We start from the raw sequence: 14,884 nt of genomic DNA, 5'->3' as shown, positions 1-14,884 counted from the left end.
TCAGCAGTTAGTGATAAGTGTATCGATTGAATCAATGACCCCCTGACGCGCACAACTCAGATTACATACGAAATCCTGTGGCTGGATTCGTTTATTATTTAAATTACTGATCATCGGCGTACAAAGTAAAAAGCTGTCAAACTCTATATTTATCCTTGGGGCGACATGCTGATGCCAACGAGGTAACTGTCGCGCCCGCATTAAAGGAATAATGACTCTAGTGGCCAGGTCAGCATAGTAATCATTCTGCACTATCATATAATACGGCAGGGTGTTATTTGTTTGCGCAGAACAATTTCGATAGACATTGAATTGTTCAAGCATCATAGTACCCTGAAAAATTCATCATCTGTGAGAGTACCTTTTTTTGCAATAAATTCATTCATTGCGGCAATGAATTCCTTATGCTGTCGCTGCTTATCGGCTTCTCGTAAATCCTTTCCTGCCTGCGCTGACTCCTTCCGGGTTGGCACGTCAGTACATCTTTTACGTAGCGTATTACTTTTCATCGTAGGCTCCTTGCTGGTGGTTCAGTGATTATTCTCTTTACTCACTTAAAAATAAACCTCAGCAGTAATTTTAATATTTATTTTGCGAGGCGGATTCCAGCGCAACGCAACAGATGAAATATTAACGTTAGTTGTAATAATCCTTTGCGCAGGGGTAATACTGCGCAAAGGTGATAAAGCTATTCATTCAAAATTTCTCAGGAATAAACCGGAAAGGAAAATGGGGCGGTTTCACTTTGCCAATTTTGCGTTTCGGTAAGGTAATGTGTTCCGTTGGCAGAGACTCGTAGGGGATCTGCGAAAGCAAATGGGTAATAATATTCAGGCGTACGCGTTTTTTATCTTCCGAACGGGCGACAAACCACGGCGCCCAGGCGGTATCGGTGGTGGCAAACATCGCATCGCGCGCTACGGTGTAGTCATCCCAGCGGTTGAAGGATTTTATATCCATCGGCGATAGCTTCCAGATTTTGCGCCCATCATCGATACGGTCGCGCAGGCGCCGTTCTTGCTCCTGCGGCGTCACCTCCAGCCAGTATTTCAGTAAAATAATGCCGGAATCAACCATCCCTCTCTCCACCATTGGCGCGCCGTCGAGGAATTTTTGCACTTCCTCCTCGGTACAAAATCCCATCACCCGCTCAACGCCGGCCCGGTTGTACCAGCTGCGATCGAAAATCACTATCTCGCCGGCGGCGGGAAGATGCTTGATATAGCGCTGAAAATAGAGCTGGCTGCGTTCGCGCTCGGTTGGCGCGGGCAGGGCGACGACGCGGAAAACCCGCGGGCTGACGCGTTCGGTTATCGCTTTGATGGTGCCGCCTTTGCCGGCGCCATCGCGACCCTCGAAGACGATGCATACCTTAAGCCCTTTATGCACTACCCACCGCTGTAGCTTGACCAACTCGACGTGCAGTTTACGCAACGCCTGCTGATACTCTTTCTCGCTTAACGGCTCCGTTTTGGCGGGTATGACGGGCGCAACGGCTTTCTTCTTGTTTCCCATGGCTGTCCTCATGCGTGGTGGCCTGAAAGGCAGGTCGCTGTTTAAAGTGTAATCAGAGCCAGGCAAAGCGGCGGAAAACTTCTCATCCAGTGGAGGGCGCAAGATAGCCATTAAGCGCATCAACTCACTGTTGCTTAATGAGGAATCGGGTAGGATAGTCTCGTCAATTTACTAAAATCATTCAGGGAGAGAGTATGTCGAATAAACTTCTGCAAGTGCACTTTGCTTTTAGCGGACCGTTTGGCGATGAAATGTCGACGCAATTAGCCGAACTCGCGCAATCTATTAACCAGGAGCCCGGTTTTATCTGGAAGATCTGGACGGAGAATAGCGCCACGCAGGAAGCCGGCGGCATATATCTGTTCGAAGATGAACAGAGCGCGCAGGCTTATGCGAAAAAACACGCCGCACGCCTGCGGCAATTTGGCGTGCAGGAGATGTTCTACAAGATTTTCGACGTCAATTTACCACTCAGCCAGATTAACCACGGGCCGCTCAATTAATATGAGACCGTGGTTACATATAGCGCTCAAACTGCCATGCCGCCACGGCTTCGAGGATAAACAGCCCGGATACCACAACACCCGCCACGCGATGGCGGGAATAGAAAAGTATTCCCGCGACCACGGCTAACACCGGTAACGTAATGGGCCAGCAGGCGACAATAGTAATCCAGGCGATGATCAGATAATCCTTCATCATGGCGAATACTCCATGGTCAACGTTTATCGGCGCGAACAATGCGCCGGTATAAATCAGAATTCGACGACGCCGCCTTGTTCAATACGGTCAATATCATTGGTAACGGGGTTCACCTTTTCGTTGTAATAGGTGTAGGCGTTAACGTCGGGGGTCATCGTTAATTTTGGTTGTTCCGTTTTCGATTCAGGCGATTCTGTAGGTGGATTAGCGGCAAGGTCTGCCGGTTCCGGCGGCGTATAGTGTAACTGGTCGGCGAGACTCCCCGCCGCGAAGGCGCAGGCGTTAATAGAAAGCGCGCTGAAGGCAATAATAATTAATTTTTTTAAAGTCATGATTTTCATCCATGAGGCAAAACCCGCCACGGCAGCAGGTAAAAAAACAAGGCTTAAGATAATACGTAAAAGAAGTTAATGTTTCAAAGCGCAAACGCCATCTGGCAGCATAAAGTTGCTACTCCTCGGTAATTCTTTATGGTAGTTGCCTGTATTGCCGAGCATTCCCCATGCCCTCGTTATTAATTTCACATTAATGCAGCAAAATTTTCACTAGTTTTGATCATCTCCGCACTTTTGCACCAGCCCGGTGCGCAAGGTTGCTAAAGACGTTCTATGTTTAGCTCACTGTCGGTATGGACACCAGCGTTCCCGGCAGGCCACGTGACGGCAACAGACCTCCTGACCTGTAAAGACTGGCGCATCGCCGGGGTGGTACCGATTGCGGTCACGCTACGCGACTATTAGTAATCGATCTGGCGATACCTCTCTTCCTGGCGGGTTTTTTGCTTTATCTACCGAAGCCGCTACGGCTTATTCCAGCATTGGCACGTTACGCTGTAAGTGGTTTTTACTGCGCCAGTTTATGGCGTCTGTTCGATATCGCTGAGGACTATCCGAATGTCTTTAAAACTTAAAAAGTTGACTCTGCATTTTGCAATAGCAGGTTGTTTGAGCGCGGCATTTTATGCACAGGCGGATGTGAAGATTGGCGTGGCCGGCCCATTTACCGGGCCGAATGCGACCTATGGCGCCCAATACTGGAAAGGGGCATCGCAGGCGGCGGCGGATATTAATGCCGCCGGGGGAATTAAAGGCGAAAAAATTGTGCTGGTGCAGGGTGATGATGCCTGTGAACCCAAGCAGGCAGTGGCGGTGGCTAACCGCCTGGTTGATGATTCCGGCGTCTCGGCGGTGGTGGGCCATTTCTGCTCTTCCTCAACGATGCCCGCTTCCGAGGTCTATGACGAAGCCGGGATCCTGACCATCACGCCGGGCTCCACCAATCCGCAGATCACCGAACGCGGAATGAAAGATATGTTCCGCATGTGCGGGCGCGATGACCAGCAAGGGGTGATTGCTGCCAACTACATGCTGGATGTGCTGAAGGCGAAGAAGATCGCCGTCATTCACGATAAAGATACCTACGGTCAGGGCTTAGCCGATGCGACGCGCGCGGCGCTCGCGAAACGCGGGACGAAAGAGGTGTTGTATGAAGGCTTATCCCGCGGGGAAAAAGATTTCAATGCCCTGGTAACCAAAATCGGCGCCCTGAAACCGGATGTGGTTTATTTTGGCGGCTGCCATCCGGAAGCCGGCCCGCTGGTGCGCCAGATGCGCGAGCAGGGCGTCCAGGCTAAGTTCTTCTCCGGCGACTGCGTGGTGACCGAAGAGTTGGTTACGGCCGCGGGCGGGCCGCAGTTTACTAATGGTGTGTTAATGACCTTCGGTAAGGATCCGCGCACCATTCCTGAAGGTAAAGCGGTGATCGACAAATTCCGCGCCAGCGGTTTTGAACCGGAGGGCTATACCCTTTACGCCTATGCGTCCATTCAGGCTATCGCCGCCGCCTATAACGCCGCCGGTACCGATAATGCCAAAGCCAGCGAATGGCTGAAAAACCACAGCGTCGATACCGTGATGGGGAAAAAGGCCTGGGATGGCAAAGGCGACCTGAAAGTATCGGATTACGTGGTTTATCAATGGGATGATAAAGGCAAATATCATCAGCTGTAACCCGGGATTGTAGTGCGCATAACGCCCTCATCAGAGGGGCGTCGTACCACCGTAAGCAGCAGACGTTAAGGCCTCTGCGTCTGCTGCACCTTGACTGGCAGGATGGTTCCTATGGCGGCATTCTTTCTGCAACAACTGATCAATGGCTTAACGCTTGGCGCGGTATATGGGCTTATCGCCATTGGCTACACCATGGTTTATGGCATCATCGGTATGATTAACTTCGCCCACGGCGAGGTATATATGGTCTCAGCCTACCTGTGCGCTATCGGGCTGGCGCTGCTGGCCTACTTCGGTATTCACTCTTTCCCGCTGCTTATTTTCGGCACGCTGGTGTTTACGATTATCGTCACCGGGGTGTACGGCTGGGCCATCGAACGCATTGCTTATCGGCCGCTACGTAACTCAACGCGTCTGGCGCCGCTGATTTCGGCTATTGGCATGTCGCTGATTTTACAAAACTACGTGCAACTGAGTCAGGGCCCCAATCAACAGGGGATCCCGACGTTGATGCACGGCGTACTGCGGCTTACGGTAGGAGATGGCGTGGTGCAAATCACCTGGACCAAAATCTTCATCCTGCTCGCCGCCTTCGTCGGCATGGTGGTGCTGAGCTGGATAATCAACCACACGCAGCTCGGGCGCGTATGCCGCGCGACCCAGCAGGATCGGCGGATGGCGGCCATTCTCGGCATTAACACCGATCGGGTGATCTCGCTGGTATTTATGATTGGCGCCGCCATGGCGGGCCTTGCCGGGGTACTGGTGACCATGAATTACGGCACGTTTGATTTTTATATTGGCTTTATTATCGGCATTAAGGCTTTCACCGCAGCGGTACTGGGTGGGATCGGATCGCTGCCGGGGGCGATGCTTGGCGGCCTGCTGTTGGGCGTTGCCGAGGCGCAGTTCGCCGGGTTAGTGAACTCGGATTATAAGGATGTCTTCTCGTTCGCATTGCTGGTGGCTATCCTGATTTTTCGTCCACAGGGGCTGTTAGGCCGTCCTGTTGTCGCCAAGGTCTAAGGGGGATATATGACCGATATTTCCCGTTTAGACGGCATCGACGTCAAGCGCAGCGTTATCGATAGCGTATTGGCCGGTTTATGCGCGCTGATAGTCTTTGGCCCGATCGTGGGGATCGTGCTGAAGGGGTACAGTTTTACGCTTTCCCCGCAGCGCGTCTTCGTGCTGGTGGCGGTGGTGATGGCGGGGCGGCTGTTGCTCAGCCTGCTTTTGCAAACCCGCGGGGGGAAGCGGTTTATCGGACGTTTTGAAGGCAACGATCAGGGGGTATTTGTCCGTCCCCCCGGCTATCGTAGTCGGCTGCGTTTTGTCCTGCCGCTGCTGGTGATTGCGGCTATCGTTTTCCCGTTAATGGCCAGTAAGTATCTGCTTACCGTGGCGATCCTCGGGCTTATCTACGTCCTGCTGGGGCTGGGATTAAACATCGTGGTGGGTCTCGCGGGGTTACTTGATTTGGGGTACGTCGCCTTCTACGCCATTGGCGCCTATGGCCTGGCGCTTGGCTATCAATACCTTGGCTTAGGTTTCTGGGCAATGCTGCCGCTGGGGGCGGTGATGGCGGCGCTGGCAGGAGCATTATTGGGTTTTCCGGTATTACGAATGCATGGCGACTACCTGGCTATTGTGACGCTGGGATTCGGCGAAATCATCCGCCTGGTGCTCAACAACTGGGTGAGCTTTACCGGCGGCCCCAACGGCGTTTCGGTGCCATCGCCAACGCTCTTCGGCCTCGAGTTTGCCCGGCGAGCCAAAGAGGGCGGCACCCCGATTCATGAATTTCTGCATATTGCCTACAACCCCAACCTTAAATTTATCTTTATTTATGCCGTGTTGTTTATCGTGGTGTTAATGGTGTTGCTGATAAAACACCGCCTGACCCGGATGCCGATTGGCCGGGCCTGGGAGGCGCTGCGGGAAGATGAAATCGCCTGCCGGGCGATGGGGCTGAATCACGTGCTGGTTAAGCTGTCCGCGTTTATGCTTGGCGCGTCGACGGCCGGCATCGCCGGCGTCTTTTTCGCCACTTATCAGGGGTTCGTCAACCCGACGTCGTTCACTTTTTTCGAATCGGCGCTGATCCTCGCTATCGTGGTATTAGGCGGCATGGGCTCGACATTGGGGGTGGTGCTGGCGGCTTTCGTGCTGACGGTTACGCCGGAGCTGCTGCGCGGCTTTGACGAATACCGGGTTCTACTCTTTGGCGTGTTGATGGTTCTGATGATGATCTGGCGCCCGCGCGGGCTGGTGCGCACCGGGCGTACCGGGGTGGAAATCCGCAAAGGAGTCGCGCCATGAGCGATGCAATATTGCAGGTCGAGCATCTGATGATGCATTTTGGCGGGATTAAAGCGCTGAATGATGTCAACCTTGAGGTTGAACGCGGATCGATTACCGCCCTGATTGGCCCGAACGGCGCGGGGAAGACCACGGTGTTCAATTGCCTGACCGGGTTTTACCGCGCCAGCGGCGGCGCCATTCGGCTTAATGCCCGGCAACGAATGACCGATGTGATTCAGGTTCTCGGGCAGAAACTGCATGCCGATGATTTTTTCCATCCCGCGCGTCTGGGACGGCGGATGTACTACAAAATGTTCGGCGGCGCGCATCTGGTCAACCGCGCCGGGCTGGCGCGTACCTTCCAGAATATCCGCCTGTTTCGAGAAATGACGGTAATTGAAAATCTGATGGTGGCCCAGCATATGCAGGTTAACCGCCATCTGATCGCCGGGATCCTGAATACCCGCGGCTATCGCCAGGCGGAGAACCGCGCAGTAGAGCGGGCCTTTTACTGGCTGGAAGTGGTGGAGATGGTTGACTGCGCCAATCGACTGGCGGGAACGCTCTCTTATGGCCAGCAGCGGCGGCTGGAGATCGCCCGCGCGATGTGTACCGGGCCGGAAATACTGTGTCTTGACGAACCCGCGGCCGGGCTCAACCCGGCGGAAACGCGTGCCCTGAGCCGGATTATTCGTTTTCTGCGTGAACATCATGGCGTCAGCGTACTGTTGATAGAACACGATATGAGCATGGTGATGGAAATCTCCGATCGCGTGATCGTGCTCGACCACGGCGATGTTATTGCTCATGGCACCCCGGCCGAGATCCAGGCCAACCTGAGCGTGATCGCCGCATACCTGGGTACCGATGAACAGGAGATCGCCTGATGAGCCAACCGTTGCTGGAATTTCGCGAGGTGAACGTCTATTACGGGCAAATCCAGGCGCTGAAGTCGGTATCGCTAATGGTCAATGAAGGCGAAACGGTGGCGTTAATCGGCGCTAACGGCGCCGGAAAATCCACGCTGCTGATGTCGATTTTCGGCCAGCCGCGGATTACCGATGGCAGTATTATCTATCGCGGACATGATATCAGCCGCCAGTCGACGCACTATATCGCCACCAACGGTATTGCTCAGGCGCCGGAAGGACGGCGTATTTTTGCCGATATGACGGTGGAAGAAAACCTGCTGATGGGCACTATTCCCATAGGTAATCGTTATCAGAATGAAGATAAAGCGCGGATGTATCAGCTGTTTCCACGGCTGGAAGAGCGTCGCGCGCAGCGGGCGATGACGCTCTCCGGCGGCGAGCAGCAAATGCTGGCAATCGCCCGCGCGCTGATGAGCCGGCCAAAGCTATTGCTATTAGACGAACCGAGCCTGGGTCTGGCGCCGCTGGTGGTGAAGCAGATCTTCAGCGTTTTGCGCGAGTTGACCGACCTGGGCATGACGCTGCTGCTGGTGGAGCAAAATGCGCACCACGCGCTGAAACTGGCTAACCGCGCGTATGTGCTGGTCAACGGCGAAATACGTCTGAGCGGTAGCGGCGCAGAGTTGCTGGATAACCCGGAAGTCAGAAATGCTTATCTGGGGATGGGTTAAGTTGTCGTCGGTCGTAAGGGGAGAAAACAGAGTGTGAAATCGGTTACACTAGCGTCGTGAACGCACATTAAAGTGACCGAATAGATGAAGAAAACGATTTTTTCCTTAGCGCTGGGGACCTTTGGCCTCGGAATGGCGGAGTTCGGCATCATGGGGGTATTGCCTGAAATCGCCCATGATGTCGGCATTACCATCCCCGCGGCCGGCAACATGATCTCGTGGTACGCCTTTGGCGTGGTGTTTGGCGCGCCTGTCATGGCGTTGTTTTCCAGCCGTTTTTCGCTGAAATCAGTGATGCTGTTTCTGGTGGCGCTGTGTGTTGCAGGCAACGCGTTGTTTACCTTCTCCTCAAGTTATCCCATGCTGGCGCTCGGGCGCTTTATTTCCGGTTTTCCTCACGGCGCTTATTTTGGCGTCGGAGCGATTATCTTGTCGAAAATCGCCTCGCCGGGCAGGGTTACCGCGGCGGTCGCCGGGATGATAGCGGGTATGACGGTGGCAAACCTGCTTGGCGTACCGGCGGGCACCTGGCTTGGCCATCAGTTCAACTGGCGTTATACCTTCACGGCCATCGCGCTATTTGATGTGCTGGTGCTTTTGGCGATACTGCGCTGGGTGCCAACGCTGTATGACAAATCAACCACCCGGCTCAGTGAACAATTCCATTTCCTTAAATCCCCGGCGCCATGGTTTATTTTCGCCGCCACGATGTTCGGCAATGCCGGCGTTTTTGCCTGGTTTAGCTATATCAAGCCCTTCATGATAAATGTCTCCGGCTTTAGCGAGTCGGCGATGATGTTCATTATGATGCTGGTCGGATTGGGGATGGTTTTAGGTAATCTCTTTAGCGGCAGGATCTCTGGGCGTTACAGTCCGCTGCGTATTGCGGCGATGACCAACGGCGTCATTGTTGCGGTGTTACTGCTCATCTTTGCCTTTGGCATACAGCCGCTGGCTTCGCTGGTGCTGGCGTTTATCTGCTGCGCCGGGCTTTTCGCGCTCGCCGCGCCGCTGCAAATATTACTGTTACAAAATGCCAGAGGCGGCGAAATGCTCGGGGCGGCGGGCGGTCAGATAGCGTTTAACCTCGGCAGCGCGATTGGCGCCTACTGCGGCGGGATGATGATTACCTTTGGCGCGGGTTGGCGTTCGGTCGCGCTGCCGGCGGCAGCGCTGTCGTTCCTGGCGATGAGCTCGTTGCTGCTGTATGCGCGATACCAGCGGCGGGTAACGCGTCATCGCGTTACCCAGGCAGAGCAGGCCTGATTAATCCCGCCACGGTTCGCCAAGGGTTAGCATCAGGCGGTTAGCCCAGGCGAAGAATGCCGTCGATTGCAGCAGGTCCAGCTGTTCGACGATATCCAGACCCTGCTGCTCCAGCGCGCTGAGATGCGCTGGGGTTATCGCGGGCGGGGTGACGGAAAGCGCGGCGGCGGCGTCAATCTCCGCCTGCCAGCGCGGCCCTTGGCCATCGCTGAGATTCTCCCCAGGCGTTACCGCCAACAGGTTCTCCACCGCTCGCTCATCTTTGGACAACTGCGCCGCCTTGCGCGCGTGTACCGACGCGCAGTAGATGCAGCCGTTGATTTTACTCGCCACCGTGGCCGCCAGTTCACGCTCGGCGCGCGGCAGGCCGCCCGGCGTATAGAAAATCCCTTTATCGGTCAGCGTGCGCTGTTCAAGCACCGGCTGATTGCGCGCCAGTAAGCGAAAGTAGGGGGAATCACTGTGGCCGAACTGCGCCAGCAGCGCCTGCTCGGCGGCGTTAAATTCAGCGAGAGGCTTATCGGCAATCCACGGTTCCCAGTGTAATTCATCACGAGTAAACGCCACCGGCGCAGGTTTACCGCTAGCCGTCCGGGGATGAGTGTGCCAGTAGCCGGCAACCACCGGGGTCCCAGCTGCGGAAATTGGTTTGCCATTTAACAATCGTAATCCGCTCAGCAATCGGCTTTGAAAACTGACAAACGCAACAAGCTGCGCCAGCGTCACAATACCTCGCAGGCTCCAGCCCGCGTCGCTCAGCGTTTGCAGCGCCGCGGGCGTCGCTTCCACCGGGGTGAAGGTCAACAGGCGGGCAAACCCCAGCGCCGCGGCAAGCCGTGGGGTTGTCGGGTCGGCAATACCGAAACCGGCGTAATGCGCCGCCAGCGCGTCTGCCTGATGAAGTCTGGCCACTTTTGCGGCGACGGCGAACCGTTCTTCGAGCGGAAAATCCTCATCCTGTTGGCTAAATAGCACCTCGTAACTTCCCTGGGCGTGGCGGGTCGCAGCCTCGCGCAAAGCGCGGGCCTTGCCCAGCGCTGAATCGGCGGCGATCTCCGCCAGTTCAGCCAAAATATCCTGACTTAAGCTCATAGCGACTCCTTATCTGAATTGCGGGGCAATGTGTTTAGCGATGAGTTCGATAGAACGCAGCGTGTCCTGATGCGATGGCTCCACCGAATGGACCTGAAACGAAATGTCAGTCACCCGGGCTAGCACGCTGTCTTTAGCCAGCGATGCAAGCACATGTGGCGCATCACCAATGTGGGCATCCAACTGGCGAGCGTAATCCGTGACGGTGTCACCACTAATCTCATGGCCGGCGGCGCGATGGGCTGCCGCCTGTTTACTTAATCCCGGCTCTGCGGCCTGTAGCGCGTACCCCTGACTGTCGGCAATAAACGCGGTGCGGGAAGCCAGAATTCTCGGCGCCACGCCGGCTGGTAGCGCGGCGAGGTAGGCGTCGATAATCGGGTTCTGAATCGCATCCAGCGGCAGCTCGCTTTGACCTGGCGGACGCGGCTGTGTGCGCGATAGCATCAACCCGTGGCCGGATTTAGCGGTCCGAATAGCGCCTTCAATCGAAAAGGTGGCGATCCAAATCCGTTTTGCCAGCTGCGGCGCGGGCGGATAAAGGTGATTGTCAGGATGAGCCAACGTATCGCCGCGCCAGGCGCTTTCAATCAAATGCAGATGATCGGCGAAGACCGTGCCGCGCTGTTCGCAGGCCAGGCCAAAAGGGAGAAAAGAGGTTGGCGTTCCGCCGGAACCAAAACCCACTTCCAGGCGACCCTCTGCGAGTAAATCCAGTACTGCCGCATCTTCTGCGACACGTAGCGGGTTCTCCATCGGCAGCGTAATGATGGCGGTGCCGAGTCGGATCCGTTGCGTATGTGCCGCCGCGTAGGCAAGAAACACCAGCGGCGACGGTAAACCGCCTTCATTTTCATGAAAATGGTGTTGCGCCACCCAGGCGCTATCAAAGCCCAGCCGTTCCGCATGGCGGATCTGCTCCGTCGCCAGTCGATAGCGCTCTTGCGGCGTGGCGTGGTCGAGTAAGCGGGTAAAAAACCCCAGGCGTTTAGGCGTCATGCAACCTCCGTGCACGGTGCGTGATAATGAGGAATGGCGGCGAGCAGCTCGCGGGTATAGTCGTGCTGCGGCGCGGCGAACAACTGCTTAACCTCGCCCTGTTCGATGACTTGCCCGGTGCGCAGCACCGTCACGCTATGGGCGATGCGGCGTACTGTCGCCAGATCGTGGGTGATAAACAGATAGCTCAACCCAAGCTGTTGCTGTAATTGCAGCAACAGGGCGAGAATTTGCGCCTGCACCGTGACATCCAGCGCTGAGGTGGCCTCATCGAGCACCAGAATCGTGGGGTCGAGGATCAATGCCCTGGCGATAGCGATCCGCTGTCGCTGGCCGCCGGAGAGCTCACGAGCGGTTCGGTAGAGTAGCTCCGGCGCCAGCGCGACACGGGCGGCGACGGACTCTACCCGTTGACGCCGAGCTTCTTTGGACAGGCGCTGTAAATTCTTCAGCGGCTCTTCGATAATGTCGAACAGGGTTTGGCGAGGGTCGAGTGAGGCGAAAGGGTTTTGATAAACAAACTGAATTTTGCGCCGCAGTTGGCGCTGGGCCTCGCGGCTCAATTGTCCGCTGGCAATACCGTCGATGGTCACCTGTCCGCTATCGGCCTGCTCAAAACCCAGCAAGATACGGGCGAGGGTGGTTTTTCCTGAACCCGATTCGCCGACCAGCGCATGGGTACTGCCACGCGGTAAAATAAAGCTTACGTTATCCAGCGCCTGGAGATGGCTGCCCCCTAACGCAAAGCGTTTGCTCACGCCTTCAACCCGAATTGCCGGCGTAACAAACGGGTGAATCGTGGTGGTTAAGTGCAGGTTCTGTCCCTGCAGATCGCACAGCAATTGGCGGGTATAGCCGTGCTGCGGGGTGCGAATAACATCACCCGTATTGCCCTGTTCCTGAATTTCACCGTGACGAAAAACCACCAGCCGGTCGGCACGCTGCGCCGCCAGCGCGAGGTCATGGGTGACAAATAGCACCGCGGTGCCGGATTCACGGCGCAAATGATCGAGCAGATCGAGGATTCTTTTTTGGACCGTCACGTCGAGCGCGCTGGTCGGCTCATCGGCAATAATCAAATCCGGCTTCAGGGCGATGGCAATGGCGATCAGCACCCGCTGCTTCATACCGCCGGAGAGCTGGTGCGGATACTGCTCGAAACGCTGCTCTGGATAGCTTAAGCCGACTTTTTCCAGCAGGGCGATAACCTGCTGTCGACGCTCGGTTTTACTGCTTTTTTGATGCAGTCGGAGTATTTCGCCGACCTGCGCGCCGATGGTTTGCACCGGGTTCAGCGAGTTGCCGGGATCCTGCGGCACCAGGCTGATTCTGGCCCCGCGCAGGTTATCCAGCCGTTTGCCTGACCAGCGGCTAATCTCTTCACCGTTGAGACGAACCGTCCCGGCATCGAGGCGGGCGTTTTCCGCCAGCAGACCGATAATCGCCTGGGCGGTGGTGGTTTTTCCCGAACCGGATTCGCCGACGAACGCCAGCATCTCGCCGCGTTTAATCGTAAAACTGACCCGGTGAACCACTTCGCGCCACAACCCGCCAGAGCGGTAGCTGATGGTGAGGTTTTCTACGCTAAGCACGTTCATCGGCGCTCCCTATTGAGTTGTTGGCTGATACGATTGGCTGCCAGTACCACGGCAATGACCGCGATACCGGGGAAAGTGGTGAGCCACCAGGCGGTGGAAAGATAGTTGCGCCCCTCGGCGATAAGTAATCCCCATTCCGGCACCGGCGGCGGAGTGCCGTAGCCGAGAAAACTCAGGGTTGAGAGGGCGAGAATAGCCTGGCCAAATTGAAGGGTGGCGAAAGCCAGCACCGGCGAAAGCGCGTTAGGCAGAATATGCCGCCAGAACACGGCCAAAAAGGTTCCCCCGCTACCATAGGCTGCTTCGACATAGTCGCTGTGACGAATGCGCACGACTTCGGCGCGCGACAGTCGGGCGAAACTGGCGATCGCGGCAACGCCGACCGCCATGGCGGCGTTCAGAGTGCCAAAACCAAGCAGTATGATTACCGTTAGCGAAAGCAGGAGCGAAGGAATCGCCAGCAGAATATCGACAATCCGCATGACGACCGCTTCGACCCGCCCGCCCAGCGCCCCGGCAACGGTGCCCAACGCCGTGCCGACAACCAGGCCCATGGCGACGGCGGCCAGGGCCGCGGAAAGCGAATGCCCTGCGCCGTAGACGATGCGGCTCCACACATCGCGACCGAGTTGGTCGGTACCTAACCAGTGTCCCGCCTGCGGCGCCAGACGTTGGGCGCCAGCGATGCCGTCGAGTGGATTAAACTCGGTGAACCATTGCGGCGCGAAAGCCATTAGCACCGCAACCGTCATTACCAACCATGCCAGCCACAGCCCCGGCTGCAAGGAAAAACGGCGCCAGTTGACCGGACGGCGTCGCACCGCCGAGGCGTAATCGACCAGACTCATAGCGCACCTCCGCGCAGGGGTTTTAAGCGCGGGTCGAGCATCGGCATCAGCAGATCGACCAGCAGATTGATGACGACGAAGCCCAGCGCTGAAATCATCACCACGGCCTGAAGAATGGCAATATCCTGATTATTCACCGCCTGCTGCGTCAGTTGGCCGAGCCCGCTGCGGCCAAAAACGGTTTCGGTAATTAAGGCCCCGGCGATCAGTTCTCCCAACAGCAGGCCGGCAATGTTTAATGTCGGTAACAGAGCATTGCCGGTGACATGCCGCCATAACACCCGTGGTTCGCTCATTCCCTTGGCGCGAGCAACGGCGACGAAGGGTTGTGCGGCGATGTGATCCATGGTGCGTAACAGAATTTGCGCCAGCGGCGCGGAAATCGGTATCGCCACCGCGATAACCGGCAGCACCAGGCCTTGCAGAGGTCCGGGATTGATAACCGGGACCCAGTGCAATTGGAATGAAAAGATCTGGATTAAGGCGATGCCGAGCCAAAAGGTCGGCAGTGAAATAAACAGCACCGGCAGCGACTGTAGCAGATTGCTGATACTGCGTAGCCCCGGCAAACGCGAAGCGATAGCGATCGCAAAGGCCAGCAGAACCGCCAGCGCAAAAGCCGGCAACGCCAGCGCCAGCGTGTCGGGTAAATTGCTGGCAATCAGGGAGCTAACAGGCAGTCCAGCCTGCAGTGAATAGCCGAAATCCCCCTGCAGCATGGCCAATAAGGTGTGGAAATATTGCTGCCACAGCGGGCTGTCAGCACCGTAGACCACACGCATTTCGGCGATCTGTTGCGGGCTCAGCCCCAGATCGGGGTTCTGAAACTTAATCAAAATCGCGTCGCCGGGCAGTACCTGCAGCAGAAAAAAGGTCAGGGTGAAGGCCGCCCACAGCACCAGCACGCCTTGTCCCAACCGTCGCCAAAGATAGTGGCTCATGGCGCCC

At 56.3% G+C, this 14,884-nt stretch carries 18 protein-coding genes; 8 read left to right on the top strand and 10 right to left on the bottom strand.

Annotated features, from left to right (window positions below; genetic code table 11):
• From EAE_RS20120 to ppk2, 3 genes are all read right to left on the bottom strand, one after another.
• On the bottom strand, nt 1–327 hold the full coding sequence (locus EAE_RS20120) for a CcdB family protein (protein WP_015705519.1): 327 nt from the start codon (nt 325–327) through the stop codon (nt 1–3).
• Nucleotides 324–509: a hypothetical protein gene (locus tag EAE_RS20115; protein ID WP_015705518.1), complete on the bottom strand. Its 186-nt coding sequence runs from the start codon at nt 507–509 to the stop codon at nt 324–326. The genes EAE_RS20120 and EAE_RS20115 overlap by 4 nt, the downstream gene beginning before the upstream one ends.
• 187 nt (nt 510–696) lie before the next feature.
• The gene (gene ppk2 / locus EAE_RS20110) at nt 697–1,515 is read right to left on the bottom strand and encodes a polyphosphate kinase 2 (RefSeq protein ID WP_015705517.1); all 819 of its coding nucleotides are present in this window, start codon (nt 1,513–1,515) and stop codon (nt 697–699) included.
• 194 nt (nt 1,516–1,709) lie between these two features.
• On the opposite strand from ppk2, the gene EAE_RS20105 reads away from it, so the two are divergent.
• On the top strand, nt 1,710–2,018 hold the full coding sequence (locus EAE_RS20105; protein WP_015705516.1) for a monooxygenase: 309 nt from the start codon (nt 1,710–1,712) through the stop codon (nt 2,016–2,018).
• A 13-nt stretch (nt 2,019–2,031) separates the two neighbouring features.
• Here EAE_RS20105 and EAE_RS20100 read toward each other — a convergent pair whose 3' ends face one another.
• Together EAE_RS20100 and EAE_RS20095 are read right to left on the bottom strand one after the other, a co-directional pair.
• On the bottom strand, nt 2,032–2,217 hold the full coding sequence (locus EAE_RS20100; protein WP_015366470.1) for a hypothetical protein: 186 nt from the start codon (nt 2,215–2,217) through the stop codon (nt 2,032–2,034).
• A gap of 53 nt (nt 2,218–2,270) precedes the next feature.
• Nucleotides 2,271–2,549, bottom strand: a complete 279-nt coding sequence (locus EAE_RS20095) for a hypothetical protein (protein ID WP_015705515.1) — start codon at nt 2,547–2,549, stop codon at nt 2,271–2,273.
• A 276-nt stretch (nt 2,550–2,825) separates the two neighbouring features.
• Here EAE_RS20095 and EAE_RS25435 point away from each other — a divergent pair, with 276 nt between their 5' ends.
• From EAE_RS25435 to araJ, 7 genes are all read left to right on the top strand, one after another.
• Nucleotides 2,826–2,957, top strand: coding sequence for a hypothetical protein (locus EAE_RS25435; RefSeq protein ID WP_015366472.1), 132 nt, complete (start codon nt 2,826–2,828; stop codon nt 2,955–2,957).
• Between the two features lie 153 nt (nt 2,958–3,110).
• Entirely contained in the window at nt 3,111–4,226 is a 1,116-nt protein-coding gene (locus EAE_RS20090; RefSeq protein WP_015366474.1) for a branched-chain amino acid ABC transporter substrate-binding protein, read from the top strand.
• A 111-nt stretch (nt 4,227–4,337) separates the two neighbouring features.
• Nucleotides 4,338–5,252 (top strand): ABC transporter permease subunit, encoded by a 915-nt coding sequence (locus tag EAE_RS20085; RefSeq protein ID WP_015705514.1) that lies wholly within the window; start codon nt 4,338–4,340, stop codon nt 5,250–5,252.
• 9 nt (nt 5,253–5,261) lie between these two features.
• Nucleotides 5,262–6,548 (top strand): high-affinity branched-chain amino acid ABC transporter permease LivM, encoded by a 1,287-nt coding sequence (gene livM / locus EAE_RS20080; RefSeq protein WP_015705513.1) that lies wholly within the window; start codon nt 5,262–5,264, stop codon nt 6,546–6,548.
• Nucleotides 6,545–7,417: an ABC transporter ATP-binding protein gene (locus tag EAE_RS20075; protein ID WP_015366477.1), complete on the top strand. Its 873-nt coding sequence runs from the start codon at nt 6,545–6,547 to the stop codon at nt 7,415–7,417. The genes livM and EAE_RS20075 overlap by 4 nt, the downstream gene beginning before the upstream one ends.
• A complete protein-coding gene (locus EAE_RS20070) occupies nt 7,417–8,133 on the top strand; it encodes an ABC transporter ATP-binding protein (protein WP_015366478.1) in 717 nt (238 codons plus the stop codon). The genes EAE_RS20075 and EAE_RS20070 overlap by 1 nt, the downstream gene beginning before the upstream one ends.
• An 84-nt stretch (nt 8,134–8,217) precedes the next feature.
• Nucleotides 8,218–9,399, top strand: a complete 1,182-nt coding sequence (gene araJ / locus EAE_RS20065; RefSeq protein WP_015705512.1) for an MFS transporter AraJ — start codon at nt 8,218–8,220, stop codon at nt 9,397–9,399.
• Here the strand turns inward: araJ and EAE_RS20060 are convergent, their stop codons facing one another.
• The 5 genes from EAE_RS20060 to EAE_RS20040 are packed head-to-tail and all read right to left on the bottom strand — an operon-like array spanning nt 9,400 to nt 14,877.
• Nucleotides 9,400–10,491, bottom strand: coding sequence for an alkylhydroperoxidase domain protein (locus tag EAE_RS20060; RefSeq protein WP_015705511.1), 1,092 nt, complete (start codon nt 10,489–10,491; stop codon nt 9,400–9,402).
• A gap of 9 nt (nt 10,492–10,500) precedes the next feature.
• A complete protein-coding gene (locus EAE_RS20055) occupies nt 10,501–11,490 on the bottom strand; it encodes a putative FMN-dependent luciferase-like monooxygenase (protein WP_015705510.1) in 990 nt (329 codons plus the stop codon).
• A complete protein-coding gene (locus EAE_RS20050) occupies nt 11,487–13,088 on the bottom strand; it encodes a dipeptide ABC transporter ATP-binding protein (RefSeq protein ID WP_015705509.1) in 1,602 nt (533 codons plus the stop codon). The genes EAE_RS20055 and EAE_RS20050 overlap by 4 nt, the downstream gene beginning before the upstream one ends.
• On the bottom strand, nt 13,085–13,936 hold the full coding sequence (locus EAE_RS20045) for an ABC transporter permease (protein ID WP_015705508.1): 852 nt from the start codon (nt 13,934–13,936) through the stop codon (nt 13,085–13,087). Before EAE_RS20045 ends, EAE_RS20050 begins: the two co-directional genes overlap by 4 nt.
• Nucleotides 13,933–14,877, bottom strand: a complete 945-nt coding sequence (locus tag EAE_RS20040; protein ID WP_015705507.1) for an ABC transporter permease — start codon at nt 14,875–14,877, stop codon at nt 13,933–13,935. Before EAE_RS20040 ends, EAE_RS20045 begins: the two co-directional genes overlap by 4 nt.
• Nucleotides 14,878–14,884: the final 7 nt, after the last annotated feature.

This window comes from Klebsiella aerogenes KCTC 2190, assembly GCF_000215745.1.
GTDB classification, from domain to species: Bacteria; Pseudomonadota; Gammaproteobacteria; order Enterobacterales; family Enterobacteriaceae; genus Klebsiella; species Klebsiella aerogenes.
The sequence above is the reverse complement of the archived record's forward strand: the minus strand, read 5'-3'. Positions and strand labels throughout refer to the sequence as shown.